The following is a 14,701-nucleotide window of genomic DNA, read 5'->3' as shown; positions in this document are numbered from 1 at the left end:
ACGCCCATGTGCGGGATCGCGGGGATTTTTCATCATGGCACGCCCAAGCCGGTCGATCCCACGCGGATCGAGCGGATGTGCGATGCCCTGGAGCATCGCGGTCCCGATGGCTCGGGGGTGTGGACCGCGCCCGGGGTCGGGCTCGGCCATCGCCGGCTGTCGATCATCGACCTCGAGGGATCGCCGCAACCGATGCCCTCGGCCGACGGTCGCGCGATGCTCACCTTCAACGGCGAAATCTACAACTACCGGGCGCTGCGGCGCGAATTGCAGCAACAGGGCGCGCGCTTCCGCACCGATGGCGACAGCGAGGTCATCCTCGCCGCCTGGCAGCGCTGGGGCCCCGATTGCCTGCAGCGGTTGCACGGCATGTTCGCCTTCGCGATCTACGACCTCGACCAGCGGCAAATCTTCCTCGCGCGCGACCGGTTGGGGGTGAAACCGCTCTACATCGCCGACCTGCCCGACGGTAGCATCGCCTTCGCATCCGAGATGAAGGCGCTGCTCGCGCATCCCTTGCTCCCGCGCGAAGTCGATCCGCTGGCGGTCGAGGACTATCTCGCCTGGGGCTTCGTGCCCGAGCACCGCTCGATCCTGAAGCACGTCCGCAAGCTGATGCCGGGACACTTCCTGCTGGCCGGTCACGACGCAGCGCTGCCCGCGCAGCGCAAATGGTGGGACGTCAGTTTCGCGGAGAAGGCGCGCGGGAAGAGCGACGACCTCGAGGCCGAACTGCTCCACCTGATGCGCGAGGCGGTAGGGAGCCGGATGGTGGCGGACGTGCCGCTCGGCGCGTTCCTCTCGGGCGGGGTGGACAGCTCCTCTGTCGTCGCGCTGATGTCAGAAGCGAGCGCTGCGCCGGCGACGACCTGTTCGATCGGCTTCGATGTCGCCGCGCTCGACGAGAGCGCACATGCCCGCAAGGTCGCCGAACTGTTCGGAACCGATCACCACGCGCGGACGGTCTCGCCAGACGACTGGTCGGCGGTCGATCGCCTCGCGGGGATTTACGACGAGCCGTTCGCCGATGCTTCGGCATTGCCGACGCTCGCGGTCTCGACGCTTGCGCGGGAGCACGTGAAGGTGGCGCTCTCGGGTGACGGCGCGGACGAAGCATTTGCGGGCTATCGACGGCACAAGTTCCACGCGGCCGAGGAACGGGTCCGAGCAATATTGCCGGGGAGCCTGCGCGAGCCGCTCTTCGGCACCCTCGGGAATCTCTATCCCAGGGCCGACTGGCTGCCCCAGAAGCTGCGCGCCAAATCGACCCTGCAGTCGCTCGCCGGCGATGGCGCGGCGGCCTATGCCCGGGCGGTCGGGGTCACGCCGCCGGCGGTGCGCGCCTCGCTCTTTACCGAGGACTTCGACCGCGCGCGCGGCGATTACCGCGCCGAAACCGTAGTCGAGGAGATGATGCGCAATGCGCCCGCTCGAACCGGGCTCGATGCCGCGCAATATGCCGATCTCAAGTTCTTCCTGCCGGGCGACATCCTGACCAAGGTCGATCGCGCGAGCATGGCGGCCGGGCTCGAGGCGCGCGAACCCTTGCTAGACCATCGCCTTGTGGAATTCGGCGCGCGCCTGCCGCAACGGCACCGTTTGCGTCGAGGCGAGGGCAAGTGGCTGGTCAAGAAAACGATGCAGCGCTACCTGCCCGACGACATCCTCTACCGACGCAAGCAGGGCTTCGTGACACCGATCGCGCACTGGCTGCGGGGCCCCCTGGCGCAGGAGGCGCGCAAGATTGCGCGCGGGTCGTGGCTTTCGCGCACCGCTTGGTTTCAGGAGAAACCGCTTTCACGCCTCGTCGAACAACATATTGCGGGTCGCGCCGATAATTCGCGCGTTCTGTGGCAGATGTTGATGCTCGAAAAAGCCCTGTCGCGGATCGATCTGCGCTAATTTTCCGAAAGTAATTGCCTGATTTTGGCACACTTCCAAAGTCTTGGTTAATTTTTCCTTGCCATGACGACTCCGTAAAGAATAGCCTTGGGGCATCTAAGACGGGATCGCAGCGTGTATCGGCGGTTTTGTCCAGCGGGCCAGGCAGATCGGAGATCGCCATGGATGGAATGGGGGACGACATGCGCGATACCAAGCCGGTCTTTGCGACCGCCAAGCCGAATGGTGCCGATGCGCTGATCGAACGGGCGAACCGGCGTCTTGCCGTGCCCGAAGCGCTGACGTCGCTCGACGAGCTCGACGTTCTCTACGATGACAAGATCGCTGCGCTGTGGACCTTCATGCGTCCCACCGGGCGGCCCAGCTTCACCCCGCCGATGCTCGGCGATTTCGAGCGCTGGCAGGACCTGATCGGCCGGAATTTCGGGCCGGAGAAGCTGCCGCTGCGCTATTTGCTGCTCGGCAGTCGTGCGCCCGGCGTGTTCTGCTTCGGCGGCGACCTCGAGCTTTTCGCCCAGCTGATCCGGCGCGGCGATCGGGACGGCCTGCGCCATTACGGTTATCGCTGCGTGCGCATCCTCGAACGCAATATCCGCGCGCTCGACCTGCCGCTGATCACGATCGGACTAGTCCAGGGCCAGGCGCTCGGCGGCGGGTTCGAGGCGCTGCTCAGCTTCGATTTCATCATCGCCGAACGGAGCGCGACCTTCGGCCTGCCGGAGATCATGTTCGGCCTGTTCCCCGGCATGGGCGCGCACGCCATCCTCACGCGCAAACTGGGCTCGGCGATGGCCGACCGCCTGATCCTCTCGAACGAGACGTGGAGCGCCGAGCAGATGTACGATCTCGGCATCGTCGACGTGCTGGTCGAGGACGGGCAGGGCGTCGAGGCGGCCCGCGAGTTCATGGTCAAGTCCGAGCGCCGCCATCCCGGCCTGGTCGCGGCCAAGAAAGCGACGCGCATTTCGGCCCCGACCCCACTGGCGGAGCTCTGCCAGATCGTTGACCTGTGGGCCGATGCCGCGCTCGATCTCTCGCCGAGCGATCTCAAGCTGATGCAGCGGCTCGCCTCGGCCCAGTCGCGGCTGGCCGACAGGTCGCGCGCCGCCTGACCGGCAAGCCCTCAGCGGGCGTCGACCATCACCACTTCGGCGTCGCCGAGCGCCTCGACCGTGATCGTGTCTTCACCCGTCACGGCAACACCATCGCGCGGTTGCGCCTCGACGCCGTTGACCCGGATCCGGCCAGTCGGCGCGACGAGGTATTGATGGCGCGAACCGTCGGTGCGCCATTCGGCCGACTGTCCCGCTTTGAGCGTTGCCGCGACAACCTTGGCATCGGTGCGGATCGGTAGCGCGCCGTCTTCATCGGGCGTGCCGCTGGCGAGGATTTCGAAACCGCCCTCGCGGCCTGCCTTCGGGAATTCGCGCTGGCCCCAGCCGGGCGCTTCGCCGGTGCGGGTCGGCATGATCCAGATCTGGAACAACGTCGTCGCCTCGTCCTCGAGATTGTACTCGGCATGGGTGATGCCGGTGCCGGCGCTCATCACCTGCACGTCTCCCGCGGCGGTGCGGCCCTGGTTGCCGAGCGAATCCTTGTGCGAGATCGCCCCGGTCCGCACGAAAGTGACGATTTCCATGTCGCGATGCGGGTGCGGGGGGAAGCCCGAACGCGCCGCGATCGTATCGTCGTTCCATACGCGAATCGCGCCCCAGCCCATGCGCTCGGGGTCGTGGTAATTGGCGAAGGAGAAGTGATGGCGGGCATCGAGCCAGCCATGGTCGGCGTGGCCCAGACTATCGAACGGACGGATATCGATCATCGGTTTTTCCTGCATCGGCGAGGTGTTTACGCCGGAATTATCGATAATGTAGTGGCCCGGCTTCGGACCGCAAGAGGGTTTCAGTCTTCGCCGTGGCCGAGAGCCATGTAGTCGGCGCTCTGCATCTCCTTCAGGCGGCTCACGGTGCGGTCGAATTCGAACGCGCCGTCGCCGGAGACGTAAAGGGCTTCGGGTTCGGCATCGGCGGTGACGAATAGCTTGACCCGAAGCTCGTAGAGCGCGTCGACCAGCTTGGTGAAGCGGATCGCCTCGTTGCGCATCTCAGGGCCCATTTGCGGGATCCCGACGACTATCACGCTGTGGAATTCGCGCGCGATCGCGAGATAGTCCGACGCACCGCGATTTTCGCCACACAGCCGCTTGAAGCTGAACACGGCGACACCCTTCAGCGCCTTGGGAACGTGCAGCGTGCGACCGCCACCCAGATCGAGATCGCAGGACGGGACATGCGCGGCATCTTCGGGTTTGTAGTCGGTGAGGCGGAAGAAGGCTTCGCGGACCTGCGCGGTCGCCGCATCGCCGAGCGGGGTGTGCCAGGCCGCGATGCTGCCCAGCCGGTCGAGCCGGTAGTCGGTCGGACCGTTCAGCGGCAACACGTCGAGCCGTTCCAGCACGAGGTCGATGAAGGGCAGGAACAGCGAGCGATTGAGGCCGTCCTTGTAGAGATCGCGCGGTGGCCGGTTGCTGGTCGTGACCACCGTTACGCCTTCATCCACCATCAGAGCGGTGAACAGGCGCGCCATGATCGCAGCGTCGGCGGTGTTGTTGACGACCATTTCGTCGAATGCGAGGCAGCGGACATCGGACGCGATCCGCTTCGCGACGCGCCCCACCGGGCCTTGGGCCTGCTGTTCGCGCTCCTCGCGGATCATCGCGTCGACTTCGAGCATGAAGGCATGGAAGTGGACTCGCCGCTTCTGCTCGATCCCGAGCGTGGCAACGAACAGGTCCATCAGCATCGACTTCCCGCGACCGACCCCGCCCCACATATACACGCCGCGCGGGGCCTCCGGCGCGCGACCGAGCAACCTACCGAAGAAGCCGCCTTCGCCGCCGCTTTCGAGTGCGCGCTGGAGCGCTTCGAGCCGTTCGGCGGCGGCACGCTGGTCCGCATCGGGCTGCAATTCGCCGCGCGCGACGAGCGCCTCGTACTCGGCGAGCATTCCGCTCATGCCTGCGATTTCAGCTTGCGGACGATCCCCGAGTAGCTCGCGACGACGTCGTCGTCCTGCAGCGCGGTCCCGCGCACGAACAGCATGCTGCCGGTCTCGCGCACGATCTCGCTGACCGCATCGAGCGGGCGTTGGGGATCGCCGGCCCCGACGAATTGGGTCGAGAGTTCGACCGTCACTGCGAACCCGTCATGCCCGCTTCCGAGGACGTGCATCGTCGCGAACAGCGCAATGTCGATCAGGCCGAGCGTGGTCGCGCCGTGGATGTTGTCGCCCAGGTTCGTGTGGTGGCGCTGTGGGAACATCCGCAACCGGCACTGCTCGTCCTCGCGCCGGACCCACATCGGGCCGAGCACGGCGGTATTGTAGCGGGTAGTGTCCTCGAGGTTCCAGCTATGCCAGCCGGGCTCGCCGGTCTCGCTTTCCGGGAGGGCGCGGTAATCGATGAACGACAGCGGTGAATCGCTCACTTACGCGGTGCGCTCCACCTCGAGCTTCTTGATCTCGGCGATCGCCTTGGCCGGGCTCAGGCCCTTGGGGCAGACATTCGCGCAATTCATGATCGTGTGGCAGCGATAGAGCTTGAACGGGTCTTCGAGCTCTGCCAGCCGCTCGCCGGTCATCTCGTCGCGGCTGTCGGCGATCCAGCGATAGGCCTGAAGCAGGATCGCGGGACCGAGGAACTTGTCCGAATTCCACCAGTAGGACGGGCACGCGGTCGAGCAGCAGGCGCACAGGATGCATTCGTAGAGGCCATCGAGCTGTTCACGCTGTTCGGGTGATTGCAGCCGCTCCTTGCCATTGGGCGTTGGGCTGACGGTCTGCAGCCACGGGCGGATCGAGGCGTATTGCGCGTAGAAATGCGTGAAATCGGGGACCAGGTCCTTGACCACTTCCATGTGCGGCAGCGGGGTGATGCGGATTTCGCCCTTCAGATCCTCGATCGCGGTGGTGCAGGCGAGGCCGTTCTTGCCGTTCATGTTCATCGAGCACGACCCGCAGATGCCCTCGCGGCACGAGCGGCGGAAGGTCAGCGTCGGATCGATGTCGTTCTTGATCTTGAACAGCGCGTCGAGGACCATCGGCCCGCAATCGTCGAGATCGATCTCGAACGTGTCGTAACGCGGGTTCTCGCCGCTGTCGGGATCGTAGCGATAGATCTTGAACGATTGCACACGCTTTGCGCCCTCGGCCTTGTAGGTCTTGCCGTCCTTACGGATCTTCGAGTTCTTCGGGAGCGTGAAAGTAGCCATGATCTATCCGGAATCCTTGCGTGTGCGGCCCTATCTAGCGCCTGTGGCCAGCGCGGCAAGGGGGAGGGCGGAGAGATCCGCGCAGGGGAGACATGGACCGCTTGGACCACACTCGGGGGGACAATTTATCTCACCGATCAACGCCATCGATTTTCCCGAAGCCAAGCGGATAGAAACCGGGGCCCATGCGTCAGAGATACGACACCGGACGGTTGGAGGACAGCGATAGATGACAGCAGTGGTTTTCGGCGGAAATGGCGGGATCGGCGCGGCGCTGGTCGAGGTGCTGGCAGCGCGCGGCGAGGCGGTCCATGCCTTTTCGCGCACCCCAATGCCCGGACTCGAAACCGTGGTCCCGCATGTCGGCGATCCGTTCGACGAGGACTGGCTGGCGGGCGAGCTCGCGCGTGTCGGCGAGGCAACGCTGGTCATCGTGGCGAGCGGGGTTCTGACCCTGCCCGGCGGCACCGGTCCCGAAAAGAGCTATCGCGCGCTCGACGCGGCGGCGATGGGCGAGGTGCTGCGGATCAACACCGTGCTGCCCGCGTTGATCGCCAAGCACGCGCTTCCGCTGCTACCGCGCAAGGCGCGCGGCGTGTTCGCGGCGATTTCCGCCAAGGTCGGGTCGATCGCCGACAACGGTCTCGGCGGATGGCATTCCTACCGCGCGAGCAAGGCCGCGCTCAACATGCTGGTCAAGAATTTCGCGATCGAGCTCGCCCGCACGCACAAGCAGGCGGCGGTCGTCGCGCTGCATCCGGGCACGGTCGACACCGCGCTCAGCGAACCGTTCCAGCAGGGCCTGCCCGAGGGCCAGGTGCGGCCTCCGCAAGAGGCGGCGCGCGACCTGCTGGCGGTAATCGACGCGGTGACGCCGCAGGACAGTGGATCGCTGATCGCCTTCGACGGCGAGCGTTTGCCTTACTGAAACGAACCATCGTCATCCCCGCGCAGGCGGGGATGACGAGGTTAATCTAGGCGAGCCTCACTCCCCGAAGGTGCGCTGCCACCAGCCGCGGCGCGGCTTGGCGGGCTTGTCTTCCACCGTCGCTGCGGCGCTTTCGGTCTCGCGCGCTTCGGCCACCGGGGCGGCAGGTTTCTTCGCGGTCGGCTCGGCATCGGCCTTCTTGGCCGCGGGCTTCCTGCGCGCGCGCTTGGGCTTTTCCTCGGCCTTGGCGTCCTCGGCCGGGGCATCTTCGGTATCGGCCTTCGTCTTGCGCGGAGCGCGCTTCGCCTTCGGCTTCTCCTCGGCCGCGGGAGCGACCTCGGCGTCGTCGACCTTCTTGCGACGGGTGCGCTTGGGCTTCTCCTCGGACTTGGCGTCCTCGGTCGCTTCCTCGCCGCCCTTTTCGGCCTTCTTGGCCGCGGGCTTGCGACGCGCGCGCTTCGGCTTGTCTTCCTTGGCCGCGGCTTCTGCGACGACGGGTTCGTCCTCGGGACCGGCCACGACCGCGATATCGTCGTCGAGCTGCTCGCTCACCTGCTCGAGGTTCTCGGCGTCTTCACCCGTCGGCGTATCCTTCTTGCGACCGCGTCCGCGACCGCCCCGACGCCCACGCCGACGGCGCTTCTTCGGACGACCTTCGCCGTCTTCATCGTCGTCGCTCCCGCGTTCGCCGGAATTGTCGTTGTCGCCCTCGTCGCCGTCGTTGCCGTCATCCTGTGTCTTGTCTGGCTTGCCGCCGCGTTGCTTGTTGCGGCCGCGACCGCCACGGCTGCGCGACTTCTTCTTCGGACGATCGTCTTCCTCGTCCTCGTCTTCGAAATCGTCTTCGATGATGTCGTCTTCGGGCTCGTCATCTTCGACGATCGGCTCGAATTTCGGTCGTGAGGCTGGCTTGGGGCCCGCGCTTTCGACCCGCATCTTGGCGCCTTCGTCCTCGCCCTCGGGCACCACATGGACGGTGACGCCATAGCGTTCTTCGATTTCGGCGAGGTCGCCGCGCTTGTCGTTGAGCAGGTAGATCGTGGCTTCCTGGCTCGCATAGAGCTTGATCACCGTGCCCTTGCCCTTGGCCGCCTCGTCCTCGATCAGGCGCAGCGCGCTGAGTGCCGAGCTTGAGGCGGTGCGGACGAGGCCGGTGCCGTCGCAATGCGGGCATTCGCGGGTGGTCGCCTCGAGCACGCCGGTGCGCAGGCGCTGGCGGCTCATCTCCATCAGGCCGAAGCCGGAAATGCGACCGACCTGGATCCGCGCGCGATCGTTCTTGAGCGCGTCCTTCATCGCACGTTCGACCTTCCGGACATTGGAATTGTAATCCATGTCGATGAAGTCGATCACGACCAGTCCGGCCATGTCGCGCAGGCGCAGCTGGCGGGCGATTTCCTTGGCCGCCTCAAGGTTGGTGTGGAGTGCGGTCGCCTCGATTCCGTGCTCCTTGGTCGAACGGCCCGAGTTGATGTCGATCGAGACCAGCGCCTCGGTCGGATTGATGATCAGATAGCCGCCCGACTTGAGCTGGACCTGCGGGTCGTACATCGCGCGCAGCTGGTCCTCGGCGCCGTAGCGCTGGAACAGCGGGACCGGGTCCGAATAGGCTTTCACCCGGCGCGCATGGCTGGGCATCAGCAGCTTCATAAAGGCCTTGGCCGATTTGTAGCCTTCCTCGCCCTCGACCAGCACTTCCTCGATCTCGCGATTGTAGACGTCGCGGATCGCGCGCTTGATCAAATCGCTGTCCGAATGGATCAGCGCGGGCGCGGCCGAGCCCAACGTCTTCTCGCGGATCTCGTCCCACAACCGGGCGAGATAATCGAAGTCGCGCTTGATCTCGGTCTTGGTGCGCGACAGCCCGGCGGTGCGGACGATCAGGCCCATCGTCTTGGGCAGGCTGAGGTCACCGACGACCTTTTTCAGCCGCTTGCGGTCGCCCGCATTGTTGATCTTGCGCGAAATGCCGCCGCCGCTGCTGCTGTTGGGCATCAGCACGGTGTAACGGCCCGCGAGGCTGAGATAGGTGGTCAGCGCGGCACCCTTGTTGCCGCGTTCTTCCTTCACGACCTGGACGAGCAGGACTTGGCGGCGCTGGATGACGTCCTGGATCTTGTAGCGACGACGCAGCGCGCGGCGACGTTCGCGGACTTCGTCGACTTCCTTGGCGCGGGCACGGCCCTGGCGGCGACCCTTGCCGGTCTTGCCACCCTTGCCGCGACCGCCCTTGCGACCGCGGGACCTGCGACCGTTCGAGGAATCGTCATCCTCGTCGGAATCGTCGTCCTCGTCTTCATCGTCGTCGTGGTCTTCGACTGCTTCGCCTTCTTCGAGGGTGGCGACCTTGTCCTTTTCGCTGCCGTCGATTTCCTCGAGGCCGTCTTCGGCGATTTCCTCGACCAGGCTTTCGCCGGTCTCGTCGTCGGCGTCGTATTCGTCGCCCGGCATTTCGCCGCGCTCTTCCTCTTCGGCGCGCAGGCGGGCTTCTTCTTCGGCCGCCTCCTGTTCCTCGGCGATCAGCGCGGCACGATCCTCGGCCGGGATCTGGTAATAATCGGGGTGGATTTCGCTGAAGGCGAGGAAGCCGTGGCGATTGCCGCCGAAATCGACGAACGCGGCCTGAAGGCTCGGTTCGACCCGCGTCACCTTCGCGAGGTAGATATTTCCCTTGATCTGCTTGTGATCGGAGGATTCGAAATCGAACTCCTCGATCCGGTTGCCTTTAAGTACCGCGACCCGCGTTTCTTCCGGGTGGCGCGCATCGATTAGCATACGCGTGGGCATTGAATATTCTCCGTGCACCCGACGGCGGCGCACCTTGCTGGGCAAGGGGCAGGGCGGGCGGGTGCAATGTCATGAGGGCCGGCATCGCATGGCGGGCATGTGCCGCCGCGTGGTGCCGGACGTTCGGATAAAAGCCGCGGAAGGATCCGGCGGCGGTGTGCGTGTCTGCGAGGCGGGACGTGCCGAACGCCGCAAGGGCTGCAAGGCCCTGCGCGCTGTTTCCGGTCATCGTTCCTGAAGTCACCTGCATCAACCTGTTGCGGCGGACGGTACGATCTCCCGTGCGGAAGATGCGCGACCGGTGCCGAGTATTCTGTGTCGGCGGGGATTTCCCCCGGTGTCAGCAGGACTAGCAGCGCGTTGTCCGTGCCACAAGCATTGTTCATAGCGGCGCGCGCGGAATTTGCGCGGCTCCGCCAAGCCGCTAAGGCTGGGCGCACCATGACGCGCCGGGTCCTCCTCGCTCTCATCATCGCGATCCCGCTCGGCCTGCTGGCGGGCGTGGCGGCGCTCGCAATGCGCGGCAGTGCGGGCGTACGCACGGCCGAGCCCGCGGGCGAATACGTCGTGCGCCTGCAATTGCCAGATGCGGGTGGCGAAATCGGGCTCCCTCCGGTGCAGGGCCCGCAGGATTCCTCGCGCCCGCTGGTGGTGATCGACGCCGGTCACGGGGCGGGCGATCCAGGAGCGGTGGGCAACGACCTGCGCGAGAAGGACGTAACGCTGGCGATCGCGCTCGCGGTCCGCGACCGGTTGCTTGCCGAAGGCGGGATCCGCGTTGCCATGACCCGCGACGACGACAGTTTCCTCGTGCTCGAGGAGCGCGCCAATATCGCGCGGCGACTTGGCGCCGACCTGTTCGTCTCGATCCATGCCGACGCCGCCGAAAACGACGGTGCCACCGGGGCGACCGCCTATCTGTTGTCCGAGGAAGGATCTTCGGCGCAGGCCGAGGCTTTCGCCGAGCGCGAGAACCGCAGCGTGACGGTCAATGGCGTGCAATTGTCCGAGCAGGAGGATTCGATCAACGCGATCCTCGTCGACCTGTCGCAGCGCGAAACTGAGGCCCGTAGCCGCGAACTCGCCGAGCTGATCGTGCGCGAAGCGGGTGACGTGCCGTTGCGCGGGAGGCCGGTCCAGTCGGCCAATTTTACCGTATTGCGCTCGCCCGACCTGCCCTCGCTCCTGTTCGAGGCCGGGTACATTTCCAACGAAGCGGACGCCGCGCGTCTGGCGACGGGCGAGGGACAGCGCGCGATCGCCGATTTGCTCGCGCGCACGATCCGGATCTACTTCGCGCGCCAGGCCGCGCTTTGACCGCTCACGGTTCGGCGACATTCATTTGCGCTGCAGCGCCGCGGCGCTAAAGCGAGATCGCAATGGAAGAGACGCAGCCTTTCCTCGCCTATCTCAGATACCGCGCGACCCGCGACCCGGGCGTGCTGTGGCAGGGCTTTCGCGAACAATGGGCGACGAGCCGCCGGTTTCGCTGGCTGACCCGAATCGGGCTCGGCCTGCTGATCCTCGCGCTCGCCCTGTGGGTCGCGCTCATGCGCAACCTGCCCGATGCGAAGACGCTGGTGACCTATCAGCCGCAGCTGCCCACCATGGTCCGCGGGATCGATGGCGAGGTGGTCCACTCCTACGCTCGCGACCGGCGCGTACAGTTGCAGTTCGGCGATTTTCCCGAGCCGGTGATAAACGCATTCCTCGCCGCCGAGGACGAGACCTTCTGGCGCCATGGCGGGGTCGACATCACCGGTACGCTCAACGCCGTGCTCGACTACGCGACCAAGGCGGGCTCGGGCCAGCGCGCGGTCGGGGGGTCGACGATCACCCAGCAGGTCGCCAAGAACATCCTTCTCGGCGACGAATATTCGGTCACGCGCAAATTGCGCGAGATGGTTCTCGCGCAGCGGATCGAGGAAGTCCTGACCAAGCAGGAAATCCTCGAACTTTATCTCAACGAGATTCCGCTCGGCCGCCGCAGCTTCGGGGTGCAGGCGGCGAGCCGCGCCTATTTCGGCAAGGACCTCGACGAACTTGAGCTGCACGAGGCGGCATTCCTCGCGATCCTTCCCAAGGCGCCCGAACGCTATGGTCGTGCGCGCTATGAAGACCTCGCGCTGCAGCGGCGCGCGACCGTCCTCAACCGGATGGAGCGCAATGGCTGGGCGACGCGCGAAGAAATCGCCGCCGCCAAGGCCCAGCCGCTCGGCCTCGTACGCGGGAGCACCAACATCCAGCGCGCCGATGCCGGTTACTATCTCGAGGAAGTCCGCCGCATCCTGATCGAGGAATACGGCGAACAGGCCGAGGACGGTCCCAACAGCGTCTATGCCGGAGGGCTGTGGGTTCGCACCGCGCTCGATCGCGAGGTCCAGGACGCCGCTCGCGATGCGCTGCGCCGTGGGCTGCTGCGTTATCACGGCGGGCGGGGCTTCGCCGGACCGATCGCGACGCTCAATCCCGACAAGGGCGATCTCGCCAGCCAGCTCGCTTCGTCGAATCTCGGGATCAATTACCAGGACTGGCGCGTCGGCGTCATCACCGAGGGCGGCAGCGCGCCGCGCATCGCCTTCACCAATGGCGACGAAGGTTCACTGTCGCGCGCGCCCTCCAGCCTCAAGCCGGGCGATGTCGTCGCCGCGACGAAGCAGGGCGAAACCAGTTTCCGCCTCGAATACGTCCCCGCGATCTCGGGCGGCTTGTTGGTCCAGCAGCCGCAGACGGGGCGCATCATCGCGATGCAGGGCGGGTTCGACGCGCGGCTTGGCTCGTTCAACCGCGCGACCCAGGCCGAACGCCAGCCGGGTTCCACGATCAAGCCGTTCGTCTACGCCACCGCGCTCGATCGCGGGATGACTCCCGCCAGCATGGTCGACGACAAGGCCTTCTGCGTCTGGCAGGGCGCGCAGCTGGGCGAGAAATGCTTCCGCAACTTCAGCCGTTCGGGTGGCGGCACGCACACGATGCGCTGGGGGCTCGAACAGTCGCGCAACCTGATGACCATCCACATCGCCGACGCGGTCGGCATGGAAAACGTCACCGGCACGTTCAAGCGAATGGGGATCGGCGATTACGACCCCTATTATTCCTTCGCGCTCGGCGCGGGCGAGACCACCGTGGCGCGCATGGTCAACGCCTATTCCGCGCTCGCCAATAACGGCGTCCAGTACGAAGCGAGCCCGATCGACTACGTCCAGGATCGTACCGGCAAGGTCATCTGGCGCGCGGACAAGCGCCGCTGTGACGGCTGCAACATGACCGAATGGGACGGCAAGCCGATGCCGCGCTTCGCGCCGCGCGGGAAGCAGGTGATGGACCCGGGCACCGCATTCCAGACCACCCACATGCTGCGCGGCGTGGTCCAGCGCGGCACCGCGCTGACGCTCGCGAGCCTCGATATCCCGCTGTTCGGCAAGACCGGGACCACCAACGGCCCGACCGACGTGTGGTTCGTCGGCGGATCGCAGCAACTCGTGGCCGGGGTCTATATCGGTTACGACAATCCGCGCGATCTGGGCGGATACGTCCAGGGCGGGACCTATGCCGCGCCGATCGTACGGCAGCTGATCGAGGAAACCAAGGATCGCTGGGGCACCGAGCCGTTCGTCGCGCCGTCCGACATCCGCATGATCCGGATCGATCGCCTGTCGGGCAAGCGCGTCTTTGCCGGCACGCCGGGCGAGGACCGCCGCGCGCAGGTGATCTGGGAAGCCTTCAAGGCCGATACCGAGCCGCCGCGCCGCGCCGATGCCGACCTGTTCGACAGCCGCCGCCAGGCGATCATCGCCGCGGTCCGTGCGATCCGCAATCCCAGCCCGCGCCGCACTGCGCCTGCCGAGGAGCAGGTGATCGAGGAAGATTTCGCCGAGGAGCAGGGCGGGATTTATTGACAGGTGGGCGCGAGACTTCAGCGCGCCCGCAACCTCAACTCACACCCGCAGATCCGCGAAGGTATCGCACTGGTCCTCGTCCTCGGTGCTGAAACCGCGACGCAACCATTGCATGCGCTGGGCGCTGGTCCCGTGGGTGAAGGCTTCGGGGTTCACCCCGCGGCCCGACCGTTCCATGATCGCATCGTCGCCGATCGAGGCGGCTGCGTTCATGCCCTCCTCGAGATCGCCGCGTTCGACCTGCGAACGGTTCTTCGCGGCCCACACACCGGCATAGCAATCGGCCTGCAATTCCATCCGCACCTGCAAATCGTTCGCCCGCCGCGGGTCCTGCTGCTGGGCGCTGCGAATCTGGCTCGCGAGGCCGGTGAGGTTCTGGATGTGGTGGCCGTATTCGTGCGCCATCACGTAGAGTCGCGCGAAATCGCCCTGTTCGCCCGACATCTGCGCGAGCTGGTCGTAGAAGCTGGTGTCGATGTAGATGCCGAGGTCTGCCGGGCAGTAGAACGGACCAACCGCGCTGCTCGCCGCACCGCAGCCCGATCGCACCCCGCCCGAATAGAAGGTCAGCGAGGGTTGGCGAAACTCGATGCCGGCCTCGCGGAATTCGGGAGCCCAGGTCTCATTGAGCGATTGCAGCGCGCTGCACGCCTCGCGCGAATAGGTATTCTGGCTGCACAATTCCTCTTCGCTTACATCCGATTGGCTGCTCCCGGTGGATTCTTGCACCGAGCCGATCGTCGAGAGCGTCGTCATCGGATCGAGCCCGAAGAAGACCGCGCCCAGGATCGCGATCACGATCGCGCCGCAGCCGAGCTTGCCGCCCGCGCCGCCGCCGCCTCCGCGCACGTCGATCTTGCTTGTGTCGAACGGGTTGAGCCGCATGATTTTCTCCCCTGCATCCGGCCCTTATTGTG

Annotated in this window: 11 protein-coding genes; 5 read left to right on the top strand and 6 right to left on the bottom strand. The window is 65.9% G+C overall.

The genetic code is table 11. From position 1 onward, the window contains the following. The first annotated feature begins 6 nt into the window (after positions 1-6). Both T8S45_RS05390 and T8S45_RS05385 read left to right on the top strand, forming a co-directional pair. Complete coding sequence (locus tag T8S45_RS05390; protein WP_322294959.1) at positions 7-1,902, top strand: XrtA/PEP-CTERM system amidotransferase; 1,896 nt, start codon at positions 7-9, stop codon at positions 1,900-1,902. Between the two features lie 182 nt (positions 1,903-2,084). Then, the gene (locus tag T8S45_RS05385; protein ID WP_322294958.1) at positions 2,085-3,014 is read left to right on the top strand and encodes a crotonase/enoyl-CoA hydratase family protein; all 930 of its coding nucleotides are present in this window, start codon (positions 2,085-2,087) and stop codon (positions 3,012-3,014) included. Between the two features lie 11 nt (positions 3,015-3,025). On the opposite strand, the gene T8S45_RS05380 is transcribed toward T8S45_RS05385, so the two are convergent. From T8S45_RS05380 to T8S45_RS05365, 4 genes are all read right to left on the bottom strand, one after another. Beyond that, a complete protein-coding gene (locus tag T8S45_RS05380; protein WP_188641984.1) occupies positions 3,026-3,724 on the bottom strand; it encodes a pirin family protein in 699 nt (232 codons plus the stop codon). Between the two features lie 80 nt (positions 3,725-3,804). Beyond that, the gene (zapE, locus tag T8S45_RS05375; RefSeq protein ID WP_322294957.1) at positions 3,805-4,917 is read right to left on the bottom strand and encodes a cell division protein ZapE; all 1,113 of its coding nucleotides are present in this window, start codon (positions 4,915-4,917) and stop codon (positions 3,805-3,807) included. Continuing rightward, a complete protein-coding gene (locus T8S45_RS05370; protein WP_322294956.1) occupies positions 4,914-5,387 on the bottom strand; it encodes a PaaI family thioesterase in 474 nt (157 codons plus the stop codon). Before T8S45_RS05370 ends, zapE begins: the two co-directional genes overlap by 4 nt. After that, positions 5,388-6,170 carry a succinate dehydrogenase iron-sulfur subunit gene (locus T8S45_RS05365; protein ID WP_322294955.1) on the bottom strand — a complete coding sequence of 261 codons (783 nt, stop codon included), beginning with the start codon at positions 6,168-6,170 and terminating at the stop codon, positions 5,388-5,390. Positions 6,171-6,399: 229 nt separating this feature from the next. Between T8S45_RS05365 and T8S45_RS05360 the strand changes: the two genes are divergently transcribed. After that, a complete protein-coding gene (locus T8S45_RS05360; protein WP_322294954.1) occupies positions 6,400-7,098 on the top strand; it encodes an SDR family NAD(P)-dependent oxidoreductase in 699 nt (232 codons plus the stop codon). Between the two features lie 57 nt (positions 7,099-7,155). Here the strand turns inward: T8S45_RS05360 and T8S45_RS05355 are convergent, their stop codons facing one another. Continuing rightward, positions 7,156-9,885, bottom strand: a complete 2,730-nt coding sequence (locus tag T8S45_RS05355; RefSeq protein WP_322294953.1) for an Rne/Rng family ribonuclease — start codon at positions 9,883-9,885, stop codon at positions 7,156-7,158. Between the two features lie 441 nt (positions 9,886-10,326). On the opposite strand from T8S45_RS05355, the gene T8S45_RS05350 reads away from it, so the two are divergent. Both T8S45_RS05350 and T8S45_RS05345 read left to right on the top strand, forming a co-directional pair. Beyond that, entirely contained in the window at positions 10,327-11,202 is an 876-nt protein-coding gene (locus T8S45_RS05350) for an N-acetylmuramoyl-L-alanine amidase family protein (protein WP_322294952.1), read from the top strand. Positions 11,203-11,264: 62 nt separating this feature from the next. Beyond that, on the top strand, positions 11,265-13,784 hold the full coding sequence (locus T8S45_RS05345) for a penicillin-binding protein 1A (protein ID WP_322294951.1): 2,520 nt from the start codon (positions 11,265-11,267) through the stop codon (positions 13,782-13,784). Positions 13,785-13,823: 39 nt separating this feature from the next. On the opposite strand, the gene ypfJ is transcribed toward T8S45_RS05345, so the two are convergent. Continuing rightward, positions 13,824-14,669 (bottom strand): KPN_02809 family neutral zinc metallopeptidase, encoded by an 846-nt coding sequence (gene ypfJ / locus T8S45_RS05340; RefSeq protein WP_322294950.1) that lies wholly within the window; start codon positions 14,667-14,669, stop codon positions 13,824-13,826. Between the last annotated feature and the right edge of the window lie 32 nt (positions 14,670-14,701).

This window comes from Pseudoblastomonas marina (assembly GCF_034374265.1).
GTDB classification, from domain to species: domain Bacteria; phylum Pseudomonadota; class Alphaproteobacteria; order Sphingomonadales; family Sphingomonadaceae; genus Alteriqipengyuania_A; species Alteriqipengyuania_A marina.
The sequence above is the reverse complement of the archived record's forward strand: the minus strand, read 5'-3'. Positions and strand labels throughout refer to the sequence as shown.